The following is a 25,259-nucleotide window of genomic DNA, read 5'->3' on the forward strand; positions in this document are numbered from 1 at the left end:
AATTAATAGAAATCAGCTTTTTTACATTGCCTAAGAACTTAATGTCCCAAGCTCATTCTTTTTCTTTTTTGTTTCTAAAATAATGAAGTGATAGGAAAATGATTAAGTTTAAATAAAAATCCAACAAGATGATTGAAATCTTGTTGGATTAAAACCCATTTATCACAAATTAGTGAATGAAGTTGTATGATGAAGCTTGGCTAGCTGAGATTGTACGTGAAGTTACAACACCTGGGCCATAGCCATAGTTCATTTCTGAAACTCTTACTGAACCATTGCTGTTTACACTTTCAACGTATGCAACGTGACCGTATGCACCTTGAGTTGTTTGCATGATTGCACCAGCTTTTGGCGTGTTGTTTACTGTGTAACCAGATCTTGCAGCTGCATTAGCCCAGTTACTTGCATTACCCCATGTTGAACCGATTTTACCGCCTACGCGATCAAATACGTAGTATGTACATTGACCAGTAGTGTATAAATTACGTCCTGAAGTATAACCACTTGAGATTGAACGACCATTTGATGATGGCGCCATTGTAGTAGTTACTTGAACATTGTTGCTTGAAGTGCTGTAGCTAGCACCTAAACCACCAGTACGGTAGCTGTTTGTATTGTAACTATTGTAGTTATTGTAGTTATATGATTTATAGCTATTTGAATAGTTATTGTAACTATAACCATTGTAATTGTTGTAGCTATTTGAATAGTTATTGTAACCATTGTTGTAGTTATAGCTGTAGTAGCCATTATCTTGGTTTAATTGACTTGGATGCCAGTTACCTTTCCATGTGTAATGGTAGTTACCTTGTGCATCAATAGTATAAGTATAGCTGTATGATGTTGGGTCATTTGGATTATAACCATAATTATCTTGCTCAGAAGCATGAGCTTGATTTCCTGATGCAATTGCGATTGTAGCGAATCCTGCAGTTGCGATAGTAGCTGTAGCGATTTTCTTCATTGTAAAAATATCCTCCTAAAAATTTTAAAACTAAATATTTTCGTACTGTCCGTGTGACAAATTAATTTAAAAGTTATCTCTCGTTATTAAACGACAAGAAAGACTATAACAGAAAATGGCGTCTTTGTGTGCTTTGTTAACGTTTTGTAATTTTTTGCTAATATCTTGACACAATAGAATTGTAAAAGTATAAGAAATTGCATTTTGCAAAACTTATAACTACGGCATTCTTTATAAAAACAGAATGTTGAGAAAATAATGGCGTTACATAAATGTAATATTACTGAAAATTCAAAATGAATATTTATTGCATAATGATGGACTTTTAATCAGAAAATGCATAAAAATATGACACGAACGATCAAGTTTTTAGTAATATCAAAAGCTTTATGATTTGGATGAAAATGTATATATTATGGATAAAATATCCTTTTTTAGCATAAAAAAATGTTTTAATAAAAGTGTTATTTGATATAATCGATTTATGTTTTGTTACTGCTAATAAACTTGTGGCGATATAATTGTTAGTGAATATTAGATGTTGACAATTGATTTGATAAAGATAAAAAGGGGTAAATCAATATATTTGTATATGTGAGGATGTAAGATGATAGATAATTTTTCACTACATATTTTAAAGAATATGAAAGTGGGTAATGCAAAGGAAGCAAATTTAAAAATTGTATATTGGTTACAGGGCACAGGTGTAATTACTATTAATTTACAACGTTATGAAGTTAAAGCTAATGATGTCACCATTATAATGTTGAATGATTTATATCAGATTGAAAGTCATGAAGAAAGTGTTTGCTGTGTTGTTGAAATTAGTGCAAAGACATACTTAAGATTTATGAATACTAATTGCATGGTTAGTGGTCAATTATTATCAAATGATATTGGGGGCACTTTTAGAATTTTGATAAAGTATTTAATTCATAATCAAGTCGAACAGCAAGCAAATATAACGAATGATAAACTTATTAGTTATATGTGTGTGGAATTAATGTCTCTCAATACAAATGATCACAGATATCACATAGTAGCTGAGGAAGTTCATGAGTATTTAACACATAATCATCATAAAAAGATTAATAGAAAAGATGTTATAAATCATGTGAATATAACAAGTAAAGCTTTAAGTGAAATGTTTAAAGTGACACCTTACAGTAATTTTGTTCAATATTTAAATCATATTAGACTTGAGCATTGTCTAATAGATATCTTAACTTCAATGAAGCCAATAGAAGAAATAGCCAGTAATCATGGTTTTAATCACTACTCTCGTTTTATACACCTCTTTAAAGAAACATATGGTGACACTCCAAAATTAATTAGGAAAACATATAGACCAACATCTCATTCAATTAACCACTCCCAAATAGTTGATATTGATGAAAGCATAATCAAATTAATTGATGAATCAATAAATGATATGACTAAAGTAAAAGAGATACAGGTGCCTTGGGAACCGATTGATAATCCTAAAAATTATGAGCCTAAAAACATCTATATTAAAGGAAATAGTTTTTACTGGATTGATTATTATATGATTGAACAAATGATTCTAAGGTTAAGAGTTAATCCTGAAAATTTGTATATTATCTTAACTGTTGATGTTTCAAAAGATGAATTATCAACTGAACAAATCAAATTATTATTGCAAAAATTTATAAATTATAGTGTCAATGTGGTCTTTAAAATTAAACACGAATATGATGAGTTATTAACGAGTTCTGAAAGAACTAGAATAGAAATACTTGTAGAAACTATTTTTAATATGACATTTGAAAGAAATAGATCAAAAATTGCATTTCTAATTTATAATTTGAAAGTGCGAGCTATACAAAAAGTTAAAAGGTTAATTAGCAATTATATTCAAAAGTTTGAGTTAATATATATTCTTGATCAAAATGAAGTTGATACACAATATGATGTCGAAATCGATTACTTAATAGATCGATTTATCGTGACTCTGACCCAATTGGAACAAATATCGGTATCTAGTTCAAAGCTGATTTGTGATTTTGATGTTATTAATGAAAGCACGTATTCAAAAGAAATTATAACTTTATCGGATATAAGATTGATGTCTCAACTTATGGAGAATTACTCAAATTACAATGGACTTTGTATACAAATGTCTATGGTTTATGAAGTAATCAATGAAACTAGTTTGACGAAGTTATCCATGCTAATATTTATCATTAATATATTAAATCAATTACGAGGAGTGGTTATTTATCAAAATGACACGATGATTGTAACAAAATTTAAACATGAAATTCAGTGTGTCATTTGTTTCCCTGTCGCATTGTTAAATGAGAAATCAGGCTCTGCACGTATAACTTGTAGGGGTCTTAAACAATTTAGCCATGCTGAAACTAAGCAGATTGTTTTGAGTATAGATAAAGATAAGCATACTTCCGAGAATGGTGTATTTGTGAATGATATTATGCAACAACACAAGTTTTGGAAAGCTAATTTTATAGAAAAAAATATTTATGATCATTCATTAATGGTCTCAAGCAATAGTATTGTTCATTTGAAATATCATCTTGAGATATAGGCATGGTTTAAGAGAGGTTTTAAAAATGTCTAAATTTAAAGTTAAACGTTTAACTGCACATATACTAATGTTGAAAGTCATTAATGACATGCTGAAGTATTCATTTCATCTTACATTAACTCAAGTGAAATTGCTTAATCTGTTAGTCAAATCTGATGGACTTAAATCAAAAGTACCGTCAATTGATTGCTTGTTAAAATTGAATGAAATTCAATCTAAAATAGCTTTGTTTCAAATGTTAAGTTATTTAAATAACCATCAATGGCTATCTAAACAAAGAGATCAACGAGATCAGCGTAAGTTGAAGATAGCTTTAAATAAAAACCATATGAATAAAATAGAATATATGAATAATGAAGTTAATGATTATATAGAACGCTATTTTGCTCAATATACACTTCAAACAACTAGTGATTATGTTAATTATTTATTAAGATGTAAGGATTTGTTAGAGAGGTTGAAGTGTTATCTGAATATATGCCAATTAACATTAGAAGAGCTGTATGTCTTAGGAATATTATACTTACATCAGGGGCAATTAACAGTTAAAGAATTACAAGGAGAATTTCATCATCCAATTTTTAGCATCAGCCCAATTTTAAAAACTTTGATCATAAAACAATTGGTTCAAAAAGAACGTTGCGAATTAGATGAAAGGCGAGTCATTATAATAATTAAACGAGAACAGTTTTCTAAAGTCACTAAGCTTATTCATGCATGTTATAATTATCTCGAAAAAGGAATACAAGACAAGGAAAAATAATGTTAGGCTTGTATACTATTGGTCTACGAGACATAGTTCGTAGATTTAAATGGGAGGGATAATATGATTTTAGATAATGTGAATCCAAATGATTTATTTCCAACAGAGAAAAAGGGACCTTCAGTGCTAGGAATAATTGAGTATCAAGTTCATGGTAATAACGAATTTGAAGGTGCATTTATTGCTACGAATGAACGTTTAATTATGAATGTAGATATGAACGGGCAATTTTATTATAGAAGTATTAGCTATAATGAAGTAGAAGCAATAGATTATGATGGACAGACAATAACTTTTAAGTTTAATATTGGTAAAGTACCTATGTATGATATTAAAAGTGATAATGTCGAATCATTTGTTGAATATGTAAAACAACATATGATAGTATAGTATCAATGTATGTAGGTTGATATGAAGAGTTCGAATCGTAACCCATCGCATTAAATGGCATGCGTTATGATTTAAAGCTCTTCTTTTTTTATTTTAAATATTTAGTGAACAAGTCATCAATTTAATATGAAAAATATCAAATCAAACTCGTTGCTATTTAAGTGCATTTTAAAACTTTAAATATCAAATAAGATACAAAATATTCAGACTAATAATTTTGAATTTGGCAAAATATCTTAAACGTCAAATTATTATAAGAAATAAATGTATAAATCCATATTCTAGTAATAAAAATATTGAATTTTTATACTTATTTGTTTAGAATAAACTTTATAACATAGTTGGATAGAGTTTCGATTTAATAAATACATGTGAACCTTGCTACAACAAGATGTGCATCAGAGGAGTGGTTTAATAATGAGTAAAATTAATGACATTAATGATTTAGTCAACGCAACATTTCAAGTTAAGAAATTTTTCAGAGATACAAAGAAAAAATACAATTTGAACTATGAAGAGATTTATATTTTAAATCATATTTTAAAAAGTGAGTCTAACGAAATCTCTTCTAAAGAGATTGCTAAATGTTCAGAGTTCAAGCCTTACTATTTAACTAAAGCTTTACAAAAGCTTAAAGATTTAAAATTATTATCTAAGAAAAGAAGTTTACACGACGAAAGAACAGTAATCGTTTTTGTTACAGATACACAAAAAGCAAATATTCAAAAATTGATTTCAGAATTAGAAGAATACATTAAAAATTAAATCAAGGTTAATTGCGTTTAATAGCATTGAACAATAATGATTTATTAAAACGAAAGTCATTTATTCAGCATTGGGACATAATATTAACTTAAAATTTAAATATTGAAGATGCTTTAATTAAAGTTAAAGACTAGTAATACCTTATTTCATCACGGTAAGAGTGAAGATAAGTACACTAGTCTTTTTTATTTTAATATTTTCTTAGAAAATCAAGTTTGCGATCGTAAATGTTTTCTGCAATATAGCTTTGAATTGCACCTAGTAATTTCTCAATAACTTGGGTACGGTGTGCTAGAATTCTAACTGCAAAACCGTGTGTAGGTAATTGAGATATTGCAATGCGACAATCGAATATAGAAGCTAAAGGTTGAATAGTTTCATATACTTTGTCAATTAACTTTTGGTTCACTTCACTATGAATAAAATATGCTGAGCCATAGTGAGAATAGTGTTCCATATAACCCAAATCATTAATTGATTGTTTATTTGGATCTAGTAAAAGATTATCATACGTGACGAGTTCATGATTAACATATATTTCATTAATCAAGTGCATATAGCGGTATTTAAAAGGCTCGCCATTTTTTGAATAACCTGGCGTTAAAATATCGGTATAAAATAATGAACTTGAACTATTAAGGTTGAAAGTATTGTGTTGATAAAATTCAGCATTTTCATATGCGATAATTGGATCAGCTACATACTCCAAATATGCATGGTCTTTTAATGTGAATGTTTGATACTGTTCAACATGATCGGTAGGCGTTTTATATATTTTTGTAGCACCTTGTGACGTTAATGTCACTTTTGCGTTATCTTCGACATTAATATTCATACGGTAGCGATCGCCATCTAAATAACCACCGCCTACGTTAACGATATAAAATGTAGGAATAGGTGATTGATTTAGATAGACTGGACGTATCACTTTAAGTGCTTTTTCGAAGAAGATATCACGTGATACGGATCTATTACCATCAAAAAACACTGTTATATCAAGTTGTCCAGTCCACTGTTGTTCATCCATTATGATAATCCTTTAAGCAGTGTGTCGCGTTCAATCCAATCAATAACCTCATCTAAGCCTTCATCAGTTTTTAAGTTAGTGAAGGCAAATGGGCGATTACCACGGAACACTTTAGTATCTTTAGCCATTTGTTCAAGTGATGCACCAACATAAGGTGCTAAATCAGTTTTATTAATGACGAAGAAATCAGATTTAATCATACCTTGTCCACCTTTACGTGGAATCTTTTCACCTTGAGCAACGTCAATAATATAAATTGAAAAATCAACAAGCTCAGGGCTGAATGTTGCTGCTAAGTTATCACCACCAGATTCAATGAAGATTAATTCAATATCATCATGACGTTCCAATAGTTCATCAATTGCTGCGAAGTTCATAGAAGCATCTTCACGAATAGCTGTGTGAGGACAACCTCCTGTTTCAACACCAATAATACGATCCTCTGGTAAAACACCAGTGTTAACTAATATTTTTTCGTCTTCTTTAGTATAAATATCATTTGTAATAACGCCAATACTCATTTCTTTGGAAAGACGTCTTACTACTTTTTCAATTAATTGTGTTTTACCTGCTCCAACAGGTCCACCAATACCAATTTTAATCGGATTTGCCACAATTATAACCTCCTATGATATGAAAATTCTGACATTGACGTTTTCATGCGCCATTTGGTTTAGCTCTAAACCAGGCGCTGTCATGCCGAAATCAGACTCTTTTAATTCGAAAATATATTTCCTCGTTGCTTCGATATAAGGAATCAAATGAGTAACCACTTGCTGACCAGCAGTTTGTCCAAGTGGGATAGCACGAACAGCATTTTGAGTTAAACTTGAAACATTTTGATATAAGTAATAATCAATAATTGTTTCAATATCTACATCTAAATAGTGTCCTAACATTGTAAAACATATTGCTGGATTTAATTTTGCATGTTTCTCTTCCATTTGTTGGTGATACCAAGTTATCCACTCGCTATCATATAGTTCTAATGCTAATTTAACCATACGCGTACCCATTTGTTTTGCGCCAACACGCGTTTCTTTAGGTAAATTCTGAACAAATAATAGTTTGTCTATTTTTAATACTTTTTGCGCATCATTATTTTCTAATGCATCATAAACTAACCGCATTGCTAAACCATCAGAATAGGTGAGTTGTTCTGTTAAAAACATTTTTAGCCATGCAATAAATGTTTGGTCATCATGAATCACATTTCTTTGAATGTATGTTTCAAGACCAAACGAATGACTGAATGCGCCTGTTGGAAACTGTGAATCGCAGAACTGAAATAATCTTAAATGCTTATGCTCAATCATGAGAATGTCCTATATGTCTGAAGGCTTTATTAACTTTACGATCTTCATGAACATATGGAATACCTAGACTTTTTAATAAATCTTCTACTAAATAATCGTATTGTACTAACATTTCAGTTTCTGTAAATTGCGCAGGTAAATGACGGTTTCCTAGTTGATGTGCAATATCACCCATTTCTTGTAGTATTCGTGGTTGAATGACTAAGACATCTTCTGAATTTACATCAACAATAATCATATTATGGTCATCAGCATATAAAATATCTCCGTATTGCAAGTCGATTGGTTGTTTTAAACGGATACCAATTTCATTACCATGATCTGTAACGACTCTTTGAATACGTTTAACGAGATCCGAGTTTTCAAGATAGACTTTTTCAACATGCTTTTGCTTTTCTGAATCTGATAAATTGGCAATATTGCCTTGAATTTCTTCTATAATCATTTTATGTTCCTCCTAGAATAAGAAGTATCTTTGAGTTAATGGTAACTCTGTTGCTGCTTGACTTGTAATTTTTTCACCATCTACATATACTTCATACGTTTGTGGGTCAACATCCAAATTAGGGGTTGCACTATTATTTTTCATATCTGCTTTAGATAATTGTCTAATATTTTTAACAGGGCGCACCATGCGTTTTAAGTTTAATGCACGATTAATACCATTTTCATAAGCAGTTTTAGATACGAATGTCATTGATGTGCTAGTAATATTACCACCATATTGACCATACATTTTACGATATTTCTGTGGTTCAGATGTGGGAATAGAACCGTTGGCATCTCCGTTAACGGCCGAATTGATTAAACCACCTTTTACGATTAATTCAGGTTTAACACCGAAGAATATTGGATCCCATAAAACGATATCAGCCAGTTTGCCAGGCTCGATAGAACCCACATATTCAGAAATACCATGTGTAATGGCTGGGTTAATTGTATATTTAGCAATATAACGTTTAATACGATTATTATCATTATGTTCAAAGTCGCCATCTAATGGACCACGTTGTTCTTTCATACGGTGCGCCACTTGCCATGTTCTTGTAATAACTTCACCTACACGTCCCATAGCCTGTGAATCAGAACTAATCATACTAAATACACCCATATCTTGAAGTACATCTTCTGCAGCGATTGTTTCTTTACGAATACGAGAGTCAGCAAATGCAATATCTTCTGGAATAGCGGCATTTAAATGGTGAGTAATCATGACCATATCTAAATGTTCGTCTACTGTATTTTGCGTATATGGTAATGTTGGATTCGTAGATGAAGGTAATATATTTGAAAAAGCTGCTGATTTAATTAAATCAGGGGCATGTCCGCCACCAGCGCCTTCGGTATGATACATGTGAAGTACACGGTCTTTTACTGCTGCCATCGTGTCTTCCATAAATCCTGCTTCATTTAGTGTATCGGCATGTAAGGCGATTTGAACATCAAATTCATCAGCAACATCTAAAGCATTGCTTAAAGCTGATGGTGTTGCACCCCAGTCTTCATGTACTTTTAAACCAATTGCACCTGCATTGATTTGTTCGATAAGTGCAGTTGGGTTTGTTGCTTGTCCTTTACCAGTAAAGCCAACGTTGATTGGTAAACCTTCTGCAGCTTCTAACATTCTATGAATATGCCAAGGGCCAGGTGTTACAGTAGTAGCTTTTGATCCTTCTGAAGCACCAGTACCGCCACCAATATGCGTTGTGATACCGCTTTCGAGTGCTACTTCTGCTTGTTCAGGATTGATAAAATGAACGTGTGTATCTATACCACCAGCAGTTACGATTTTACCTTCTGCTGCAATAACATCTGTAGTAGAACCAATAATAATGTCGACATTATCCATTATATCTGGGTTGCCGGCATTACCGATTGCAAAGATATAACCGTTTTTAATACCTATATCTGCTTTTACAACTTTATCGTAATCGATAATAACGGCATTAGAAATAACTAAGTCTGCTACATTAACATCATCACGTGTTACACGAGGATTTTGAGCCATACCGTCACGGATAGATTTACCACCACCGAAAGTAGCTTCTTCACCATATACTGCGTAATCCTTTTCAATTTGTGCAAACAAGTTTGTATCACCTAATCGAATGGAATCTCCTACAGTTGGACCATATAAACTCGTATATTGATTTTGAGTCATTTTAAAGCTCATGATCTTTTTCCTCCTTTTTTATTCACGTTTTCTTCACCTTCATCTCCAAATACACCTGCATATTTATCATCTTTATCAGTTGGACGATAGACACGTGATTCATCGATAGGGCCATTGACCATACCACGGAAACCATAAATTTTACGTTTACCAGCATACTCAACTAATTGAACTTCTTTTTGATCTCCAGGCTCAAAACGAACAGCTGCACCAGCAGGAATATCTAAATGTTTGCCGTATGCCATCTCACGTTCGAAATTTAATGCTGCATTTGCTTCGTAGAAATGAAAATGTGAACCAACTTGAATTGGACGATCTCCCGTATTTTTCACTTCGATAATAGTTTCTGGATGATGTTTGTTGATTTCTATTTCTGTACTTTTAGTAATAATTTCTCCAGGTATCATTTGACTTCCTCCTTTAAACAATAGGGTGATGCACTGTAATTAACTTTGTACCATCGGGGAATGTAGCCTCGATTTCTATATCTGTAATCATGTGTTCTACGCCATCCATGACGTCTTCCTTGTTTAAAATTTGTCTACCGTAACTCATTAACTCAGCAACAGTTTTGCCGTCTCGGGCACCTTCTAATAATTCATCACTGATTAAAGCTAATGCTTCAGGATGATTAAGTTTTAAACCTCTTGCTTTACGACGACGTGCAACTTCCGCTGCAACAACAATCATTAATTTGTCTTGCTCTCGTTGTGTAAAATGCAAATTAAAACCCCCACTTTCATATAAGATAGAAATTACAAAATTTATCTTAATCCTAATTGTTGTGATAAACAAGTAATATACAACTATAATTGTGTAGAATGAAAATTATATTTTTGGCATATCCTTGTTAAAATTAAATAATCTAGTATCATTCAAATGGTAAAATGTATTTATTTTTAAAAGAAAAGAGTTTTTAATATAACTTTTTGTAGAATGGTAGTATATTTAAAAGTAAACATTCAAGGAAAAGGTGAATATTTTGAAAGTTATAGACGTTCTTTTAAAAAATATATCTCAGGTGGTGTTATTAAATAATAAGTGGACTGGCTTGTTTATTTTAATTGGTTTATTTGTTGCTGATTGGACAGTTGGCTTAGCGACAATATTTGGTAGTCTTATTGCTTATGTATTTGCACGTTATATTAATTATAGTAAAGATGAAATTAATGATGGTTTAGCAGGGTTTAACCCAGTATTAACTGCTGTTGCATTAACAATATTTTTGGATAAATCGGTATTAGATGTTGTCATAACGTTTGTAGCGACTTTATTAACATTACCGGTAGCAGCTGCAGTAAGAGAAGTTTTAAGACCATATAAAATACCGATGTTGACAATGCCGTTTGTCATTGTAACGTGGTTAACGATTTTGTTATCAGGCCAAGTTAAGTATGTCGGGACACCATTAAAGTTAATTCCGGAAAATATTGAAGACATCAAATTTAATCATAATAGTGATCAAATACATTTTGTTCAGTCATTGTTTGAAGGCTTTAGTCAAGTATTCGTTGAAGCAAGTGTGCTTGGCGGTATATTTATTTTAATAGGAATTTTGATAGCATCTAGAAAAGCGGCGTTATTAGCGATTGTTGCGAGTTTATTAAGTTTTCTCATTGTGGCACTCTTAGGTGGAAACTACGATGATATAAACCAAGGTTTGTTTGGTTATAATTTCATATTGATGGCTATCGCTTTGGGATATACATTCAAAACAGCGATTAATCCGTATATAGCGACATTTTTAGGGACATTATTAACAGTTGTAGTACAATTAGGAACAGCTACGTTACTCGAACCATTTGGTTTACCTGAATTAACTTTGCCGTTTATTATTGCCACTTGGATATTGATGTTTGCAGGAATTCGACAAGAAAGAGAAGACATCGCGTAGTAAAATTAATAGCAACCTATATGAATATGTATCTTAAATCATGTACCACGATAAATGGTTTAAGATGCATTTTATTTTTAAATTTATAATGAAGTATAAAGTTGCTTATTTAATTTTGAATTATAAAGTTCACAGCACGTTCCTTTTTATTTTTAAAGTCGAGTGTTACACTAGGAATAAATAATTAATATTATGTATTGTGTGGGGTGACGAAGATGAATGGTATGGAAAATTCCTTTTTGATTACGAGTGATATTCAAAAGAAATGGATTCAAAAATTTAAATCGATTGAAGATACATTCAAAGCAAAGGCTAATCATAATGATAAACATTGTGAGTTTCCTTATAGTAATATCGAATGGTTAATTAAAGAAGGATACGGGAAATTGACTTTACCAAAAAAATATGGTGGTGAAGGAGCCACTGTGGAAGATATGGTCATACTGCAATCATTTTTAGGTGAAATAGATGGCGCTACAGCATTATCAATTGGGTGGCATGTCAGTGTAATAGGACAAATTTATGAGCAACAATTATGGTCTCAAGAAATGTTGAATCAATTTGCTGATGAAATCAAAAAAGGTGCATTAGTAAATAGAGCGGTCAGTGAAGCGGAGATGGGTAGCCCAACTAGAGGAGGAAGACCAAGTACAAATGCGGTAAAAGTTGATGATGGTTATTTACTAAATGGTGTAAAAACTTATACATCGATGAGTAAAGTGCTAACGCACATTATTGTTGGTGCATTTATAGAAGATTTAGGAACTGTTGGCTTTTTCTTAGTAGATAGAGATACACAAGGTGTTGAAATTGCTGACAATTGGAATGTTATAGGTATGCGAGCAACAGAAAGTCACGACTTAATTTTAAATGATGTAAAAGTACCGTTAAATCACTTAGTTGAAACAGAACGAAGTAAAGCCCCTAATGGTTGGATTTTGCATATACCAAGTTGTTATTTAGGCATTGCTCAAGCAGCCAGAAACTATGCTGTAGACTTTGCAATCCAACATAGTCCAAACAGTATTGAAGGTACAATTGCAACATTGCCAACTGTACAACAAAATTTAGGTAAGATGGAAACTTTGTTGTTATCTGCTAGACAATTTTTATGGAGCACAGCAAAAGGCTATCAACAATTTAAAAATGATAGTCAAATTAGAAATGCAACAAGTGCGAGTAAAGTGATGATAATGAATCAAGGTCTTGAAGTAGTTGATATTGCAATGAGAATTGTCGGGGCTAAAAGTTTAGAAATGAGCCGTCCTTTACAACGATACTATCGTGATATGCGTGCTGGATTACACAATCCACCTATGGAAGATGCGGCGTATACTAATATTGCTAAAAGTATTACAAATACATTTTAATATTAAAAAGATGAATCATTTGTTGAATGAAGTTAGTATAAAGTTCGATGTAGTGGTTCATCTTTTTTATGCGATTGAATCATTTAAATATGGGTATTTAGGAGATTTTACAAAATTTTTTGCAAAATTTAAAAATTAAACATTGAAAGCTATTGTAAATGAATATGCAATCTTGTATAATTTTGTAGTAATTGATAATCATTTTCAATATTAATTAATTGGAGGAAATTATGAAAAAACTATTATTACCATTAATAATTTTGGTCTTAGTATTAGCAGCGTGTGGGAACCAAGGTGGAAAAAATGACAAAGCTGAAACTAAATCATACAAAATGGACGATGGCAAAACGGTAGACATACCAAAAAATCCTAAACGCATAGCAGTTGTTGCACCAACATACGCTGGTGGTCTTAAAAAATTAGGTGCAAATATTGTAGCAGTGAATCAACAAGTTGATCAAAGCAAAATATTAAAAGATAAATTTAAAGGCGTTACAAAAATTGGTGATGGCGATGTAGAAAAAGTTGCTAAAGAAAAGCCAGATTTAATTATCGTGTATTCAACAGATAAAGATATTAAAAAATATCAAAAGGTAGCGCCTACAGTAGTAGTTGACTATAACAAGCACAAATATCTTGAACAACAAGAAATGTTAGGAAAAATTGTTGGTAAAGAAGACAAAGTAAAAGCTTGGAAGAAAGAATGGGAAGAAACAACAGCTAAAGACGGTAAGGAAATCAAAAAAGCAATCGGACAAGATGCAACTGTATCATTGTTTGATGAATTCGATAAAAAACTTTACACATACGGCGATAACTGGGGTCGTGGTGGAGAAGTCTTATATCAAGCGTTTGGTTTAAAAATGCAACCTGAACAACAAAAGTTAACTGGAAAAGCAGGTTGGGCTGAAGTGAAACAAGAAGAAATTGAAAAATATGCTGGCGATTATATTGTAAGCACAAGTGAAGGAAAACCAACACCTGGATACGAATCTACTAACATGTGGAAGAACTTGAAAGCAACAAAAGAAGGACACATTGTAAAAGTAGATGCAGGTACGTATTGGTATAACGATCCTTATACTTTAGATTTCATGAGAAAAGACTTAAAAGAAAAATTAATTAAAGCATCTAAATAATGAAGATGTATAAATAAGTAGAATGAGAGTTTAGTACGAATCAACTTTTGATATCGTGTTAAGCTCTTATTTTTTACTGTATTTAAATTGTGTTTTGATTTTAAAAATAATACATTATAATCTTTTAAAGAAAATGGTGAAATGAAGAAATAATCTATCGAAATGGTATAATTTGTTAAATAAGATAAGATGGTGCTTTGATTATTAATAACAAGGTATAGTTAAAATTTTAACTCGAAGGGGATTTCAAATGACTAAGAAAGTTTATTTTAATCATGATGGTGGCGTAGATGATTTAATATCATTATTTTTATTATTACAAATGGAGAATGTAGAATTAGTAGGTGTAAGCACAATTGGCGCAGATTGTTATTTAGAACCATCTGTTAGCGCATCTATAAAAATTATTAATCGATTTTCAAACGACAACATTAAAGTTGCCCCATCATATGAAAGAGGAAAAAATCCATTCCCAAAAGAATGGCGAATGCACGCCTTCTTTATGGATGCATTGCCGATTCTAAATGAACATGTTATAGAGACAACTTCACATGTAAGTGACAAAAAAGCATATGAAGATATCATTCATGTTTTAAATGAGCAAACAGAAAATGTCATACTATTATTTACAGGGCCACTTACAGATTTAGCTAAAGCATTACATGAAAATCCTTCAATTAAAAAGCGTATTGAACGCTTAGTTTGGATGGGTGGAACATTTTTGCCGAAAGGAAATGTTGAAGAACCTGAACATGATGGCACTGCAGAATGGAATGCATTTTGGGATCCAGAAGCGGTTAAAGTTGTCTTTGATAGTGATATTCAGATTGATATGGTTGCACTAGAAAGTACTAATCAAGTACCGTTAACGTTAGATGTTAGACAAAGATGGGCGAATGCACGTCAATATCCAGGTGTGGACTTCTTAGGTGTAAGTTATGCAGCAGTGCCACCATTGACACACTTCATTACGAATTCTACATACTTTTTATGGGATGTTTTAACAACTGCGTATATAGGAATGCCTGATTTAGTTTATTCAGTTGAGAAAACAGTAGATGTAATAAGTCATGGTCCAAGTCAAGGGAAGACATATGAATGTGCGAATGGTCGTAAAGTAAATGTTATTAATAGTGTTGATAACAAAGCATTTTTCGATTATATTACAACACTAGCTAAAAAAGTGGATTAACTTGTGTACGCAATAATAATTATTTTAATGAGCATAGAGCTATTAATTGTAAACTTTTTATTTTATAAAGTTTACAATGATGCTATAATTATTTCCATGAAATATGAAAGGAAGTAAATTATGACAACAAAACAATTAGTATATACAGCTTTAATGACGGCAATAATAGCCATTTTAGGCTTGGTTCCGGTAATACCTTTACCGTTTTCAGCAGTACCAATTGTCTTACAAAATATTGGAATTTTCTTGGCAGGTATAATTTTAGGACGTAAATATGGCACATTAAGTGTTATTGTCTTTTTATTACTAGTCGTCGCAGGTTTACCATTATTATCAGGTGGTCGCGGTGGTATTGCCGTATTCGCAGGCCCATCTGCCGGATTTTTACTATTATATCCAGTTGTAGCATTTATGATAGGTGCGGTACGCGATAGATTCATCAATGAAATCAACTTTTGGGTATTATTTGCAGGCGTTTTTGCCTTTGGTGTCATCGGTCTAGATATTATTGGAACTTTGATTATGGGAATGATTATAAATATACCTTTTACAAAGGCAATATCAATTTCAATTGCATACTTACCGGGAGATATTTTAAAAGCAATTATCGCAAGTTTGATTGGTTCAGCTCTATTGAATCACTCAAAATTCCGTCAAATTATGGGAATGAAATAATTGATGTTAAGGTACACAAGTAGGTCGGTTTTATTACAGTATGCAGTGAAAGGAGTGCGTGATAATGAATAAGATAAATATGTCAAATATATACTGTGATGGTAGTATTTTTGAAAATAATGATAAGCAAACGATTTATTTAACGCCTTCAACTCCATTTCAATATACTAATAATACGTGGATATACAAAAAGACGCCTACACAAGATCAATGGTTACTAGATTTAACACGACAACATCAATTACATACTGAGCAAGGTTCAAATCATTATTCGTTTTATTTCCCAGAAAATGAATTATTAAATCCATCTTGGATGACTATGTTTAAAAAGATGAATTTTCAATTAGGCATTATGGAATTATATGCAATTGAAAGTGAACAACTTGCTAAATTACCACGCAATAGTGAGATTAAAATTGCACTTGTTGATGAAATAAATATTGATGATTATTTAAAAGTGTCGTATCAATTTAGTTTGCCTTTTGGAACTGAATATGCAGATGCACATGAAGAAATGATGAAAGTCAGTTATCAAGATGATGCAATTAAACGCTTAGTTGCTTATTTAAATGATGAACCTGTTGGTGTAGTAGACGTTATAGAAAGTGAAAATTACATCGAAATAGATGCATTTGGTGTTTTAGAATCATTTAGGAATCAAGGAATTGGTTCAACGATACAATCATTGATAGGTGAATATGCAATGTCTAGAAAGCATAAACCAATTATTTTAGTAGCTGATGGTGAAGATACAGCTAAAGACATGTATGTGAAACAAGGATATATTTATCAATCGTTTTGCTATCAATTATTAAAAGAAGATATATAGATAGGTAAGCAAAGTTAGCTTTTAAATAATTAAACATGTAGTAATACGTAATAAACATTAATAATTAAAAAGAGCAGGAAAATAATTTCAATTTATGGAAACGATTTTCTGCTCTTTTTATGTTTATAGGTAGGTGTAGATAGAATTTGTGCTAAATATTAAAGTACGATAATAAATTGTAAAGACATGTAAATACAATGCCAAGTTGGCGGGACCCAACATAGAGAAATACTTTTTCTTATGCAGGGGGGATTCATGTATTCCTATAAAATGTAGCAATTGAAAGATGTGGTGAATTCTCATATTAAGATAATTTTTATTTACTTATTTTTCAGATTCAACTATGCGCTCGGAATGGCTATAAATATTAAAACCACCATTTCGTATAAATCCAACAGCAGTAATATTAAGATCGTTTGCTAAAGTTACCGCAAGTGTTGTTGGTGCCGACTTGGATAAGATAACACCTACGCCAATTTTCGCAGCTTTAATTAAAATTTCAGATGAAATTCGACCACTAAAAATTAATACTTTATCTCGAACTGTAATATGTCGCTGAATACAAAACCCATAAAGTTTATCAAGGGCATTATGTCTACCGATATCTTGTCGATGTTCAAAAAATGAAAAACCATCACTAATGGCAGCATTATGAAGACCACCTGTTTCTTGGAAAATATGGCTAGCGCTTTGAAGGCGAGTCATCATATTAATAATTTGTTGAGGGGTTAAAGTGATTTTAGACATCGAAGTTTTAGCAATGGCAGCATCATTTTGAAAATAAAATTCACGACTTTTCCCGCAGCAAGATGCAATCATGCGCTTTGTTGAATATTGAAAACGATCTCCTAAATCTTTAGTAAGTTCAACATGTGCAAAACCTTTACTGTCATCTATCATTATCGATTTTAACTCAGTTCTTTTTAAAATCGCTCCCTCGGAAGCTAAAAAACCAATAACAAGTTCTTCAAGATTTGTTGGACTGCATATGACTGTGGCAAATTCTTCACCGTTAACCATAATTGTAAGTGGGAATTCTGTCACATATTGATCTGTTGTTTCAAATAACTTTCCATCTTCGTATCTAACAATTTGTTGATCTAAAGATACATCTTTGTTCATCATCTAACCCCTTTATATAACTTGGTCTTCATTTTAAATCAATTTGCTTAATATTTTAACATATCTGCTTATGTCACAAATTTTTCAAAATCAAAATAATAGAAAATAATTATTAAGTTATGCGAAGAAATGACTTTATTTACTTGTTGTTCATGGAGTAACAAAAAACTATATAGACTTTTGGTAAGTGTTTGAAAGGTCATTTAAAAATAAATACATCTTTTCAAAAAAATGAGCAGGTGTATAATAGGAGTGTAATTATTATTGAAAATGGGGGTATCACACGATGAAAATGAAACATATTATAACTATTATCATGACATTATGTCTAGTATTAGCAGGATGTTCAAATTCAAATGATAGTAAAGATAGTAAGAAAAATACTGCAGATAATGGTGAAAAGCAAGAAATCCAAATTGCAGCAGCTGCGAGTTTAACAGATGTAACAAAAAAATTGGAATCAGAATTTAAGAAAGAGCATAAAAATGCTGATATTAAATTTAACTATGGTGGCTCAGGTGCATTAAGAAAGCAAATCGAATCAGGAGCACCAGTTGACGTCTTCATGTCTGCAAATACTAAAGATGTAGATGCTTTAAAAGATAAAAATAAAGCACATGATACATATAAATATGCGAAAAACACATTAGTGTTAATCGGCGATAAAAATTCTAACTATAAATCCGTTAAAGATTTAAAAGATGGTGACAAATTAGCTTTAGGTGAAGTGAAAACTGTACCAGCTGGTAAATACGCTAAACAATATTTAGATAATAATAATTTGTTTAAAGATGTTGAAAACAAAATTGTATACGCGAAAGATGTAAAACAAGTATTAAACTACGTTGAAAAAGGTAATGCGAAACAAGGTTTTGTATATAAAACAGATTTATATAAACAAAACAAAAAAATTGATACTGTAAAAGAAATTCAAGATATTCAATTGAAGAAACCAATTACGTATGAAGCAGGCGCGACATCAGATAATAAATTAGCAAAAGAATGGATGGAATTCTTAAAATCTGATAAAGCTAAAGAAATTCTTAAAGAATATCACTTTGCTGCGTAAGGAGTTGTAATCCATGCCTGACTTAACACCTTTCTGGATATCAATACGGGTTGCTGTTATCAGTACGATAATTGTGACAATTTTAGGTATATTCATATCAAAATGGTTGTATCGTCGTAAAAGTTCATGGGTTAAAGTATTGGAAAGTATTTTGATATTACCTATTGTTTTACCGCCAACGGTATTAGGTTTTATTCTATTAATCATTTTTTCGCCAAGGGGACCAATTGGTCAATTCTTTGCGAATGTACTGCATTTACCCGTAGTGTTTACTTTGACAGGTGCTGTAATTGCATCTGTCATTGTTAGTTTTCCGTTAATGTATCAACATACAGTACAAGGTTTTAGAGGTATAGATGCCAAAATGATTAATACAGCTAGAACCATGGGAGCTAGTGAAACGAAAATTTTTCTTAAATTAATTTTACCTTTAGCAAAACGTTCTATCTTAGCAGGTGTTATGATGAGTTTTGCTCGCGCATTAGGTGAATTTGGGGCTACTTTAATGGTTGCTGGATATATTCCAAATAAAACGAATACGCTACCTTTAGAAATTTATTTCTTAGTTGAGCAAGGTCGTGAAAATGAAGCTTGGTTATGGGTATTAGTACTAGTTGCATTCTCTATTGTAGTCATTTCAACTATCAATTTATTGAATAGAGATAAATACAAGGAGGCCGACTAGATGCTTAAAATTAGTTTGAAATATCAATTAAAAGATACTTTAATCCACATAAATATAGATGACATTGAACCTAAAATATATGCAGTGCGTGGCCCTTCTGGTATCGGCAAAACGACTGTTTTAAACATGATTGCAGGGTTACGAAAAGCAGATAAAGCAATTATTGAAGTGAATGGGCGAATGCTTACAGATACTGAAAATAATATTAATGTTAAAATACAACAACGCCATATTGGTTATCTTTTTCAAGATTATCAACTATTTCCAAACATGACTGTTTATAAAAATATCACGTTTATGGCTGAACCATCAGAGCACATTAATCAGTTAATGAAAACATTAAATATCAATCATTTAATTGATCAATATCCTATGACATTATCTGGTGGAGAAGCACAACGTGTAGCACTTGCACGGGCGCTCAGTACCAAGCCAGATTTAATTTTATTAGATGAACCTTTTTCTAGCTTAGATGATGTTACAAAAGATGAAAGTATAACATTAGTTAAACGTATTTTTAAAGAATGGCATATACCAATTATCTTTGTGACACACTCTAATTATGAAGCTGAACAGATGGCGCATGAAATTATCACAATTGGGTAATCATTAAAGTGTGTATTAAGTAAGAGTTTAAAACGTTTTAAACATGATAGAAGTGAATGATTCTATCGTCATTTTAAATATGTTTTAGACTCTTTTTTGGGCGTGAATTTTGAGAGAAATTGATGCGCGTCATATAATGAAAGTAATGACAAAAAGAAAGGATAACTGAATGTGAGCCGAGAACGTTATTCAAGACAAATTTTATTTAAACAAATTGGCGAAAAGGGTCAAGACAAAATTAATCATAAACATGCACTAATAATAGGAATGGGTGCTTTAGGCACTCATGTAGCAGAAGGTCTTACGAGAGCAGGCATTGCTAAATTAACAATCGTTGATAGAGATTATATTGAATTTAGTAATTTACAAAGGCAAACGCTATTTACAGAAGATGATGCATTGAAAATGATGCCCAAAGTAGTTGCTGCCAAAAAGCATTTGTTAGCTATTCGAAGTGATATTGAAGTTGAAGATTTTATTGCACATGTTGATTATTACTTTTTAGAGTCACATGTACAGCGTGTAGACGTTATCATTGATGCAACAGATAATTTTGAAACTCGCCAATTAATTAATGATTTTGCATATAAACATTGTATTCCTTGGATTTATGGCGGTGTAGTACAAAGTACATATACAGAAGCCACATTTATTCCTGGAGAAACGCCATGTTTCAATTGTTTAGTACCTCAATTACCGGCATTAAATTTAACATGTGATACAGTCGGGGTTATTCAACCTGCAGTGACGATGACGACGAGCTTACAGTTGAGAGATGCGATAAAAATACTTACAGAGCAACCGATTGAAACTAAAATTACTTACGGTGACATTTGGGAAGGTAGTCATTATTCATTTGGTTTCAGTAAAATGCAACGTTCAAACTGTACAACTTGTGGTGCTGCACCAAGTTATCCTTATTTGAATAAAAATGAGCAATATTATGCAACACTATGTGGTAGAGATACAGTTCAATACGAAAATACAGCAATTACACAAGACATGCTCATTCAATTTTTAAATGAACAGCAATTAAATTATCGAAGTAATACGTATATGGTAATGTTTGAATTTAAAGGACATCGTATTGTTGCGTTTGATGGTGGAAGGTTTTTAATTCATGGTATGACACGAATATCAGATGCAGCGCATTTAATGAATTTATTATTTGGTTAATTAAATAAAAGGAGTGATTTGTAATGGGCGAACATAAAAATGTTGAATTAAATCGTACTGTAAAAGCAGCAGTTTTGACAGTATCTGATACGAGAAATTTCACTACAGATAAAGGTGGTCAATGCGTACGTGAACTATTACAACAAGCACAGGTTGAAGTGACAGATACACACTATAAAATAGTGAAAGATGACATAACAGCAATTACAACGCAAATTACAAATTGGTTAGATGAAGAGATAGATGTCATCATTACAACTGGCGGAACAGGTATCGCACAAAGGGATGTAACAATTGAAGCGGTAAAACCAATGCTTACTAAAGAAATAGAAGGATTTGGAGAATTATTTAGATATTTAAGCTATGTAGAAGATGTAGGTACTCGTGCCTTATTATCTCGAGCTATTGCAGGTACTGTTAATGACAAGTTGATTTTCTCGATACCAGGGTCAACTGGTGCAGTTAAGTTGGCATTAGAAAAGCTCATTAAACCAGAATTAAATCATCTGATTCATGAGCTGACAAAATAATTGGTTACTAATTAGATAATCGGTGATAGTCTCCAGATTTACCGCCAGATTTACTTTCAAGATATGTTTCGCCAATGATCATACCTTTATCGACTGCTTTTGTCATGTCGTAAATGGTTAATGCGGTAGCAGATGCTGCAGTTAAAGCTTCCATTTCAACACCAGTTTTGCCAGTAGTCGAGACTGATGTTTGTATATTTAATGTATAGATTGGCGCATGTGTTTCATCCCATTGAAAATAAATATCTATGCCAGTCAATGGTAAAGGGTGACACATAGGTATAATTGTTGATGTATTTTTAGCCGCCATAATACCAGCAATTTGTGCAGTATTTAATACGTTACCTTTAGCATTGGTATTTGTAGTTATTTGATTGTAAATGGTTTCATTTACAGTAATACTTGAATGAGCGACAGCAGTTCTTTTTGTAATATTTTTGTCAGAAACGTCGACCATTTTTGCATGACCTTGTTGATTAATATGAGTAAATTCAGTCATTTTACCCCTCCTAATGCATCCAGTATATCATGAAAAAATAAAAGTTTTGGAGATGATTTTTAATGGTAGTAGAAAAAAGAAACCCAATTCCGGTTAAAGAAGCAATACAACGTATCGTTAAGCAACAAAGTACGATGCCATCACAAAAGGTTTCACTTGAAAATAGTTCAGGTCATATTTTAGCTGAAGATATTGTTGCTACATATGATATTCCTAGATTTGATAAATCGCCATACGATGGTTTTGCTATACGTAGCGTAGATTCACAAGGTGCAAGTGGTCAACATCGCATTGAATTTGAAGTGATTGATCATATTGGTGCTGGATCAGTTTCCAATAAAGTTGTAGGTGAGCACGAGGCAGTAAGAATTATGACAGGGGCACAAATTCCGGAAGGTGCAGATGCAGTCGTTATGTTTGAACAAACTATCGAACTTGGAGATACTTTTTCAATCCGAAAACCTTTTACTAAAAATGAAAATATTTCTTTGAAAGGCGAGGAGACAACAACTGGAGATATTGTGCTGAAAAAAGGGCAAGTGATTAACCCAGGTGCCATAGCGGTATTAGCAACGTATGGCTATACTGAGGTCCAAGTTATTAAACAACCAAGCGTTGCTGTCATTGCAACAGGAAGTGAATTATTAGATGTCAGTGACCCATTAGAAAATGGGAAAATTCGTAATTCAAATGGGCCTATGATTCGTTCTTTAGCTGAAAAATTAGGTCTTGAAGTAGGAATTTATAAAACGCAAAAAGATGATTTAGAAAGTGGTATTCAAATTGTTAAAGAGGCCATGAGTAATCATGATATCGTAATCACGACTGGCGGTGTTTCTGTAGGAGACTTTGATTATTTACCAGAAATTTATAAAGCGGTAAATGCTGAAGTACTATTTAATAAAGTTGCAATGCGTCCTGGTAGTGTCACAACAGTCGCATTTGCAAATGGCAAATACTTATTTGGATTATCTGGGAATCCATCAGCATGTTTCACTGGATTTGAACTATTTGTCAAACCAGCTGTGAAACATATGTGTGGAGCACTAGAAGTCTTTCCACAAGTAATTAAAGCAACTTTAATGGAAGATTTTTCAAAAGCAAATCCATTCACTCGTTTTATTCGTGCCAAGGCCTCATTAACTAGTGCCGGTGCCACTGTAGTGCCTTCTGGATTTAATAAATCAGGTGCAGTTATTGCGATTGCACATGCGAACTGTATGATAATGCTGCCTAGTGGTACACGTGGTTTCAAAGCAGGTCATACTGTTGATGTGATTTTGACAGAATCAGAATCTGCTGAAGAGGAACTACATTTATGATTTTACAAATCGTAGGTTATAAAAATGCTGGAAAGACAACACTGATGTCACATGCAGTATCATTGCTAAAATCACAAGGTTATAAAGTTGCTACGATTAAACATCATGGTCATTATGATGAAGATATTCAATTACAGCATACTGACGTAGATCATATGAAACATTTTGAAGCAGGAGCAGATCAAAGTATTGTGCAAGGTCTAAAATTTCAACAAACTGTTACACGAGTTGAAAATCAAAATCTTACTCAAATTATTGAAAAATCTGTTACAATTGACACCAATATCATTTTAGTTGAAGGTTTCAAAAATGCAGTTTTTGACAAAGTGATTGTCTATCAAAATGAGAAAGATTTAGAGAAATTGCGACAATTATCAAATATATGCTATAGCATTAACGTCAGGGAGACAAATGATTTTACCTTATTTGATGATTGGCTATTAAATAAAGTGAAAAAATAACTGTGGTACACAATTTAAATAGAGGATTGAAATGAATGAAACAATTTGAAATCGTGACTGATCCGATAGAAACAGCCCCATACCGAGATTTCACTATTAATGAATATCAAGGAGCTGTAGTTGTTTTTACAGGTCATGTACGAGAATGGACTAAGGGAGTTAAAACGGAATATCTCGAATATGAAGCATATGTTCCGATGGCTGAAAAGAAATTAGCACAAATCGGGGATGAAATAAATGAAAAATGGCCTGGGACGATTACGAGTATTGTACATAGAATAGGGCCATTACAAATTTCGGACGTTGCAGTATTAATAGCAGTGTCATCGCCACATCGTAAAGATGCATACCGAGCAAATGAATACGCTATTGAACGAATTAAAGAAATCGTTCCAATTTGGAAAAAAGAAATTTGGGAAGATGGTTCTGAATGGCAAGGTCATCAAAAAGGGAATTATGAGGAAGCGAAGAGGGAGGAATAATAGAAATGAAGGTACTTTACTTCGCAGAAATTAAAGAAATTTTACAAAAGTCACAAGAAGATATTGTGCTTGAAAAAGCAGTAACTGTGCAGCAATTTGAAAGTTTCTTATTTGAACGTTATCCACAAATAAATAATAAAAAATTTCAAGTTGCTGTAAATGAGGAATTTGTACAGAAATCAGATTTCATAAATCCGAATGATACCGTTGCACTGATTCCGCCAGTTAGTGGGGGGTAAAATTA

28 protein-coding genes and 1 pseudogene are annotated in these 25,259 nt (G+C 32.2%); 19 read left to right on the plus strand and 10 right to left on the minus strand.

What is annotated here, in order from left to right:
* Window positions 1-169 precede the first annotated feature (169 nt).
* Window positions 170-964, minus strand: coding sequence for a CHAP domain-containing protein (locus CD116_RS01545; RefSeq protein WP_047449553.1), 795 nt, complete (start codon window positions 962-964; stop codon window positions 170-172).
* Between the two features lie 607 nt (window positions 965-1,571).
* Here CD116_RS01545 and CD116_RS01550 point away from each other — a divergent pair.
* The 4 genes from CD116_RS01550 (at window position 1,572) to sarR (ending at window position 5,448) form a co-directional block, all read left to right on the plus strand.
* The gene (locus CD116_RS01550; RefSeq protein ID WP_047551308.1) at window positions 1,572-3,530 is read left to right on the plus strand and encodes a helix-turn-helix transcriptional regulator; all 1,959 of its coding nucleotides are present in this window, start codon (window positions 1,572-1,574) and stop codon (window positions 3,528-3,530) included.
* A gap of 25 nt (window positions 3,531-3,555) precedes the next feature.
* Window positions 3,556-4,293: a transcriptional regulator, SarA/Rot family gene (locus CD116_RS01555; RefSeq protein WP_047425994.1), complete on the plus strand. Its 738-nt coding sequence runs from the start codon at window positions 3,556-3,558 to the stop codon at window positions 4,291-4,293.
* Window positions 4,294-4,356: 63 nt separating this feature from the next.
* Window positions 4,357-4,683 carry a PH domain-containing protein gene (locus CD116_RS01560; protein ID WP_047425995.1) on the plus strand — a complete coding sequence of 109 codons (327 nt, stop codon included), beginning with the start codon at window positions 4,357-4,359 and terminating at the stop codon, window positions 4,681-4,683.
* Between the two features lie 417 nt (window positions 4,684-5,100).
* The gene (sarR, locus tag CD116_RS01570; protein WP_000036077.1) at window positions 5,101-5,448 is read left to right on the plus strand and encodes an HTH-type transcriptional regulator SarR; all 348 of its coding nucleotides are present in this window, start codon (window positions 5,101-5,103) and stop codon (window positions 5,446-5,448) included.
* A 190-nt stretch (window positions 5,449-5,638) separates the two neighbouring features.
* On the opposite strand, the gene CD116_RS01575 is transcribed toward sarR, so the two are convergent.
* The 7 genes from CD116_RS01575 to CD116_RS01605 are packed head-to-tail and all read right to left on the minus strand — an operon-like array spanning window position 5,639 to window position 10,687.
* Window positions 5,639-6,475 carry an urease accessory protein UreD gene (locus tag CD116_RS01575; protein ID WP_047551305.1) on the minus strand — a complete coding sequence of 279 codons (837 nt, stop codon included), beginning with the start codon at window positions 6,473-6,475 and terminating at the stop codon, window positions 5,639-5,641.
* Window positions 6,475-7,089, minus strand: coding sequence for an urease accessory protein UreG (gene ureG, locus CD116_RS01580; RefSeq protein ID WP_047449561.1), 615 nt, complete (start codon window positions 7,087-7,089; stop codon window positions 6,475-6,477). The genes CD116_RS01575 and ureG overlap by 1 nt, the downstream gene beginning before the upstream one ends.
* A gap of 12 nt (window positions 7,090-7,101) precedes the next feature.
* Window positions 7,102-7,791, minus strand: a complete 690-nt coding sequence (locus CD116_RS01585) for an urease accessory protein UreF (protein ID WP_047529672.1) — start codon at window positions 7,789-7,791, stop codon at window positions 7,102-7,104.
* Window positions 7,784-8,236 carry an urease accessory protein UreE gene (ureE, locus tag CD116_RS01590; RefSeq protein ID WP_047551302.1) on the minus strand — a complete coding sequence of 151 codons (453 nt, stop codon included), beginning with the start codon at window positions 8,234-8,236 and terminating at the stop codon, window positions 7,784-7,786. Before ureE ends, CD116_RS01585 begins: the two co-directional genes overlap by 8 nt.
* 12 nt (window positions 8,237-8,248) lie before the next feature.
* On the minus strand, window positions 8,249-9,964 hold the full coding sequence (gene ureC / locus CD116_RS01595) for an urease subunit alpha (protein ID WP_047529670.1): 1,716 nt from the start codon (window positions 9,962-9,964) through the stop codon (window positions 8,249-8,251).
* Window positions 9,961-10,371 carry an urease subunit beta gene (locus CD116_RS01600; protein WP_047426001.1) on the minus strand — a complete coding sequence of 137 codons (411 nt, stop codon included), beginning with the start codon at window positions 10,369-10,371 and terminating at the stop codon, window positions 9,961-9,963. Before CD116_RS01600 ends, ureC begins: the two co-directional genes overlap by 4 nt.
* Window positions 10,372-10,384: 13 nt before the next feature.
* Window positions 10,385-10,687, minus strand: a complete 303-nt coding sequence (locus CD116_RS01605) for an urease subunit gamma (protein ID WP_000545928.1) — start codon at window positions 10,685-10,687, stop codon at window positions 10,385-10,387.
* Window positions 10,688-10,946: 259 nt separating this feature from the next.
* On the opposite strand from CD116_RS01605, the gene yut reads away from it, so the two are divergent.
* From yut to CD116_RS01635, 6 genes are all read left to right on the plus strand, one after another.
* Window positions 10,947-11,858: an urea transporter gene (yut, locus tag CD116_RS01610; RefSeq protein ID WP_047551299.1), complete on the plus strand. Its 912-nt coding sequence runs from the start codon at window positions 10,947-10,949 to the stop codon at window positions 11,856-11,858.
* Window positions 11,859-12,073: 215 nt separating this feature from the next.
* A complete protein-coding gene (locus CD116_RS01615; RefSeq protein ID WP_047551296.1) occupies window positions 12,074-13,228 on the plus strand; it encodes an acyl-CoA dehydrogenase family protein in 1,155 nt (384 codons plus the stop codon).
* 230 nt (window positions 13,229-13,458) lie between these two features.
* Complete coding sequence (locus CD116_RS01620; RefSeq protein WP_047529663.1) at window positions 13,459-14,367, plus strand: ABC transporter substrate-binding protein; 909 nt, start codon at window positions 13,459-13,461, stop codon at window positions 14,365-14,367.
* 250 nt (window positions 14,368-14,617) lie between these two features.
* Window positions 14,618-15,559: a nucleoside hydrolase gene (locus CD116_RS01625; protein WP_047551291.1), complete on the plus strand. Its 942-nt coding sequence runs from the start codon at window positions 14,618-14,620 to the stop codon at window positions 15,557-15,559.
* A gap of 120 nt (window positions 15,560-15,679) precedes the next feature.
* A complete protein-coding gene (locus CD116_RS01630; protein ID WP_047426006.1) occupies window positions 15,680-16,234 on the plus strand; it encodes a biotin transporter BioY in 555 nt (184 codons plus the stop codon).
* A gap of 64 nt (window positions 16,235-16,298) precedes the next feature.
* Complete coding sequence (locus tag CD116_RS01635; protein WP_047551289.1) at window positions 16,299-17,063, plus strand: GNAT family N-acetyltransferase; 765 nt, start codon at window positions 16,299-16,301, stop codon at window positions 17,061-17,063.
* Between the two features lie 324 nt (window positions 17,064-17,387).
* Here the strand turns inward: CD116_RS01635 and fdhD are convergent, their stop codons facing one another.
* Complete coding sequence (fdhD, locus tag CD116_RS01640; protein WP_047529656.1) at window positions 17,388-18,185, minus strand: formate dehydrogenase accessory sulfurtransferase FdhD; 798 nt, start codon at window positions 18,183-18,185, stop codon at window positions 17,388-17,390.
* Window positions 18,186-18,471: 286 nt separating this feature from the next.
* On the opposite strand from fdhD, the gene modA reads away from it, so the two are divergent.
* The 5 genes from modA to CD116_RS01665 all read left to right on the plus strand — a co-directional run bounded on the left by modA (window position 18,472) and on the right by CD116_RS01665 (window position 22,251).
* Window positions 18,472-19,254, plus strand: coding sequence for a molybdate ABC transporter substrate-binding protein (gene modA / locus CD116_RS01645; protein ID WP_047529653.1), 783 nt, complete (start codon window positions 18,472-18,474; stop codon window positions 19,252-19,254).
* 13 nt (window positions 19,255-19,267) lie between these two features.
* Window positions 19,268-19,939 (plus strand): molybdate ABC transporter permease subunit, encoded by a 672-nt coding sequence (gene modB, locus CD116_RS01650; RefSeq protein ID WP_047529651.1) that lies wholly within the window; start codon window positions 19,268-19,270, stop codon window positions 19,937-19,939.
* A complete protein-coding gene (locus tag CD116_RS01655) occupies window positions 19,940-20,545 on the plus strand; it encodes an ATP-binding cassette domain-containing protein (RefSeq protein WP_047529649.1) in 606 nt (201 codons plus the stop codon). It begins immediately after the preceding gene.
* A gap of 171 nt (window positions 20,546-20,716) precedes the next feature.
* Entirely contained in the window at window positions 20,717-21,721 is a 1,005-nt protein-coding gene (locus tag CD116_RS01660; RefSeq protein WP_047551286.1) for a ThiF family adenylyltransferase, read from the plus strand.
* A 23-nt stretch (window positions 21,722-21,744) separates the two neighbouring features.
* Window positions 21,745-22,251 (plus strand): MogA/MoaB family molybdenum cofactor biosynthesis protein, encoded by a 507-nt coding sequence (locus CD116_RS01665; RefSeq protein WP_047529645.1) that lies wholly within the window; start codon window positions 21,745-21,747, stop codon window positions 22,249-22,251.
* Between the two features lie 7 nt (window positions 22,252-22,258).
* Here CD116_RS01665 and moaC read toward each other — a convergent pair whose 3' ends face one another.
* A complete protein-coding gene (gene moaC / locus CD116_RS01670) occupies window positions 22,259-22,750 on the minus strand; it encodes a cyclic pyranopterin monophosphate synthase MoaC (protein WP_047449584.1) in 492 nt (163 codons plus the stop codon).
* Between the two features lie 62 nt (window positions 22,751-22,812).
* Between moaC and CD116_RS01675 the strand changes: the two genes are divergently transcribed.
* From CD116_RS01675 to moaD, 4 genes and pseudogenes are all read left to right on the plus strand, one after another.
* Window positions 22,813-24,072, plus strand: a complete 1,260-nt coding sequence (locus CD116_RS01675) for a molybdopterin molybdotransferase MoeA (protein ID WP_047551283.1) — start codon at window positions 22,813-22,815, stop codon at window positions 24,070-24,072.
* Window positions 24,069-24,555, plus strand: a pseudogene (mobB, locus tag CD116_RS01680) (molybdopterin-guanine dinucleotide biosynthesis protein B). Before CD116_RS01675 ends, mobB begins: the two are co-directional and overlap by 4 nt.
* A 13-nt stretch (window positions 24,556-24,568) precedes the next feature.
* On the plus strand, window positions 24,569-25,015 hold the full coding sequence (locus tag CD116_RS01685; RefSeq protein WP_000808496.1) for a molybdenum cofactor biosynthesis protein MoaE: 447 nt from the start codon (window positions 24,569-24,571) through the stop codon (window positions 25,013-25,015).
* 5 nt (window positions 25,016-25,020) lie between these two features.
* Complete coding sequence (gene moaD, locus CD116_RS01690; RefSeq protein WP_047426018.1) at window positions 25,021-25,254, plus strand: molybdopterin converting factor subunit 1; 234 nt, start codon at window positions 25,021-25,023, stop codon at window positions 25,252-25,254.
* The last annotated feature ends 5 nt before the right edge of the window (window positions 25,255-25,259 follow it).

The organism is Staphylococcus schweitzeri (genome assembly GCF_002902405.1).
Classification (GTDB): domain Bacteria; phylum Bacillota; class Bacilli; order Staphylococcales; family Staphylococcaceae; genus Staphylococcus; species Staphylococcus schweitzeri.

What these genes read in the sequence shown, in the direction of transcription:
- CD116_RS01545 (WP_047449553.1), bottom strand. Translation starts at nt 964, where the DNA reads ATGAAGAAAATCGCTACAGCTACTATCGCAACTGCAGGATTCGCTACA.
- CD116_RS01550 (WP_047551308.1), top strand. Translation starts at nt 1,572, where the DNA reads ATGATAGATAATTTTTCACTACATATTTTAAAGAATATGAAAGTGGGT.
- CD116_RS01555 (WP_047425994.1), top strand. Translation starts at nt 3,556, where the DNA reads ATGTCTAAATTTAAAGTTAAACGTTTAACTGCACATATACTAATGTTG.
- CD116_RS01560 (WP_047425995.1), top strand. Translation starts at nt 4,357, where the DNA reads ATGATTTTAGATAATGTGAATCCAAATGATTTATTTCCAACAGAGAAA.
- sarR (WP_000036077.1), top strand. Translation starts at nt 5,101, where the DNA reads ATGAGTAAAATTAATGACATTAATGATTTAGTCAACGCAACATTTCAA.
- CD116_RS01575 (WP_047551305.1), bottom strand. Translation starts at nt 6,475, where the DNA reads ATGGATGAACAACAGTGGACTGGACAACTTGATATAACAGTGTTTTTT.
- CD116_RS01585 (WP_047529672.1), bottom strand. Translation starts at nt 7,791, where the DNA reads ATGATTGAGCATAAGCATTTAAGATTATTTCAGTTCTGCGATTCACAG.
- ureE (WP_047551302.1), bottom strand. Translation starts at nt 8,236, where the DNA reads ATGATTATAGAAGAAATTCAAGGCAATATTGCCAATTTATCAGATTCA.
- ureC (WP_047529670.1), bottom strand. Translation starts at nt 9,964, where the DNA reads ATGAGCTTTAAAATGACTCAAAATCAATATACGAGTTTATATGGTCCA.
- CD116_RS01600 (WP_047426001.1), bottom strand. Translation starts at nt 10,371, where the DNA reads ATGATACCTGGAGAAATTATTACTAAAAGTACAGAAATAGAAATCAAC.
- CD116_RS01615 (WP_047551296.1), top strand. Translation starts at nt 12,074, where the DNA reads ATGAATGGTATGGAAAATTCCTTTTTGATTACGAGTGATATTCAAAAG.
- CD116_RS01620 (WP_047529663.1), top strand. Translation starts at nt 13,459, where the DNA reads ATGAAAAAACTATTATTACCATTAATAATTTTGGTCTTAGTATTAGCA.
- CD116_RS01625 (WP_047551291.1), top strand. Translation starts at nt 14,618, where the DNA reads ATGACTAAGAAAGTTTATTTTAATCATGATGGTGGCGTAGATGATTTA.
- CD116_RS01630 (WP_047426006.1), top strand. Translation starts at nt 15,680, where the DNA reads ATGACAACAAAACAATTAGTATATACAGCTTTAATGACGGCAATAATA.
- CD116_RS01635 (WP_047551289.1), top strand. Translation starts at nt 16,299, where the DNA reads ATGAATAAGATAAATATGTCAAATATATACTGTGATGGTAGTATTTTT.
- fdhD (WP_047529656.1), bottom strand. Translation starts at nt 18,185, where the DNA reads ATGAACAAAGATGTATCTTTAGATCAACAAATTGTTAGATACGAAGAT.
- modA (WP_047529653.1), top strand. Translation starts at nt 18,472, where the DNA reads ATGAAAATGAAACATATTATAACTATTATCATGACATTATGTCTAGTA.
- modB (WP_047529651.1), top strand. Translation starts at nt 19,268, where the DNA reads ATGCCTGACTTAACACCTTTCTGGATATCAATACGGGTTGCTGTTATC.
- CD116_RS01655 (WP_047529649.1), top strand. Translation starts at nt 19,940, where the DNA reads ATGCTTAAAATTAGTTTGAAATATCAATTAAAAGATACTTTAATCCAC.
- CD116_RS01665 (WP_047529645.1), top strand. Translation starts at nt 21,745, where the DNA reads ATGGGCGAACATAAAAATGTTGAATTAAATCGTACTGTAAAAGCAGCA.
- moaC (WP_047449584.1), bottom strand. Translation starts at nt 22,750, where the DNA reads ATGACTGAATTTACTCATATTAATCAACAAGGTCATGCAAAAATGGTC.
- CD116_RS01675 (WP_047551283.1), top strand. Translation starts at nt 22,813, where the DNA reads ATGGTAGTAGAAAAAAGAAACCCAATTCCGGTTAAAGAAGCAATACAA.
- CD116_RS01685 (WP_000808496.1), top strand. Translation starts at nt 24,569, where the DNA reads ATGAAACAATTTGAAATCGTGACTGATCCGATAGAAACAGCCCCATAC.
- moaD (WP_047426018.1), top strand. Translation starts at nt 25,021, where the DNA reads ATGAAGGTACTTTACTTCGCAGAAATTAAAGAAATTTTACAAAAGTCA.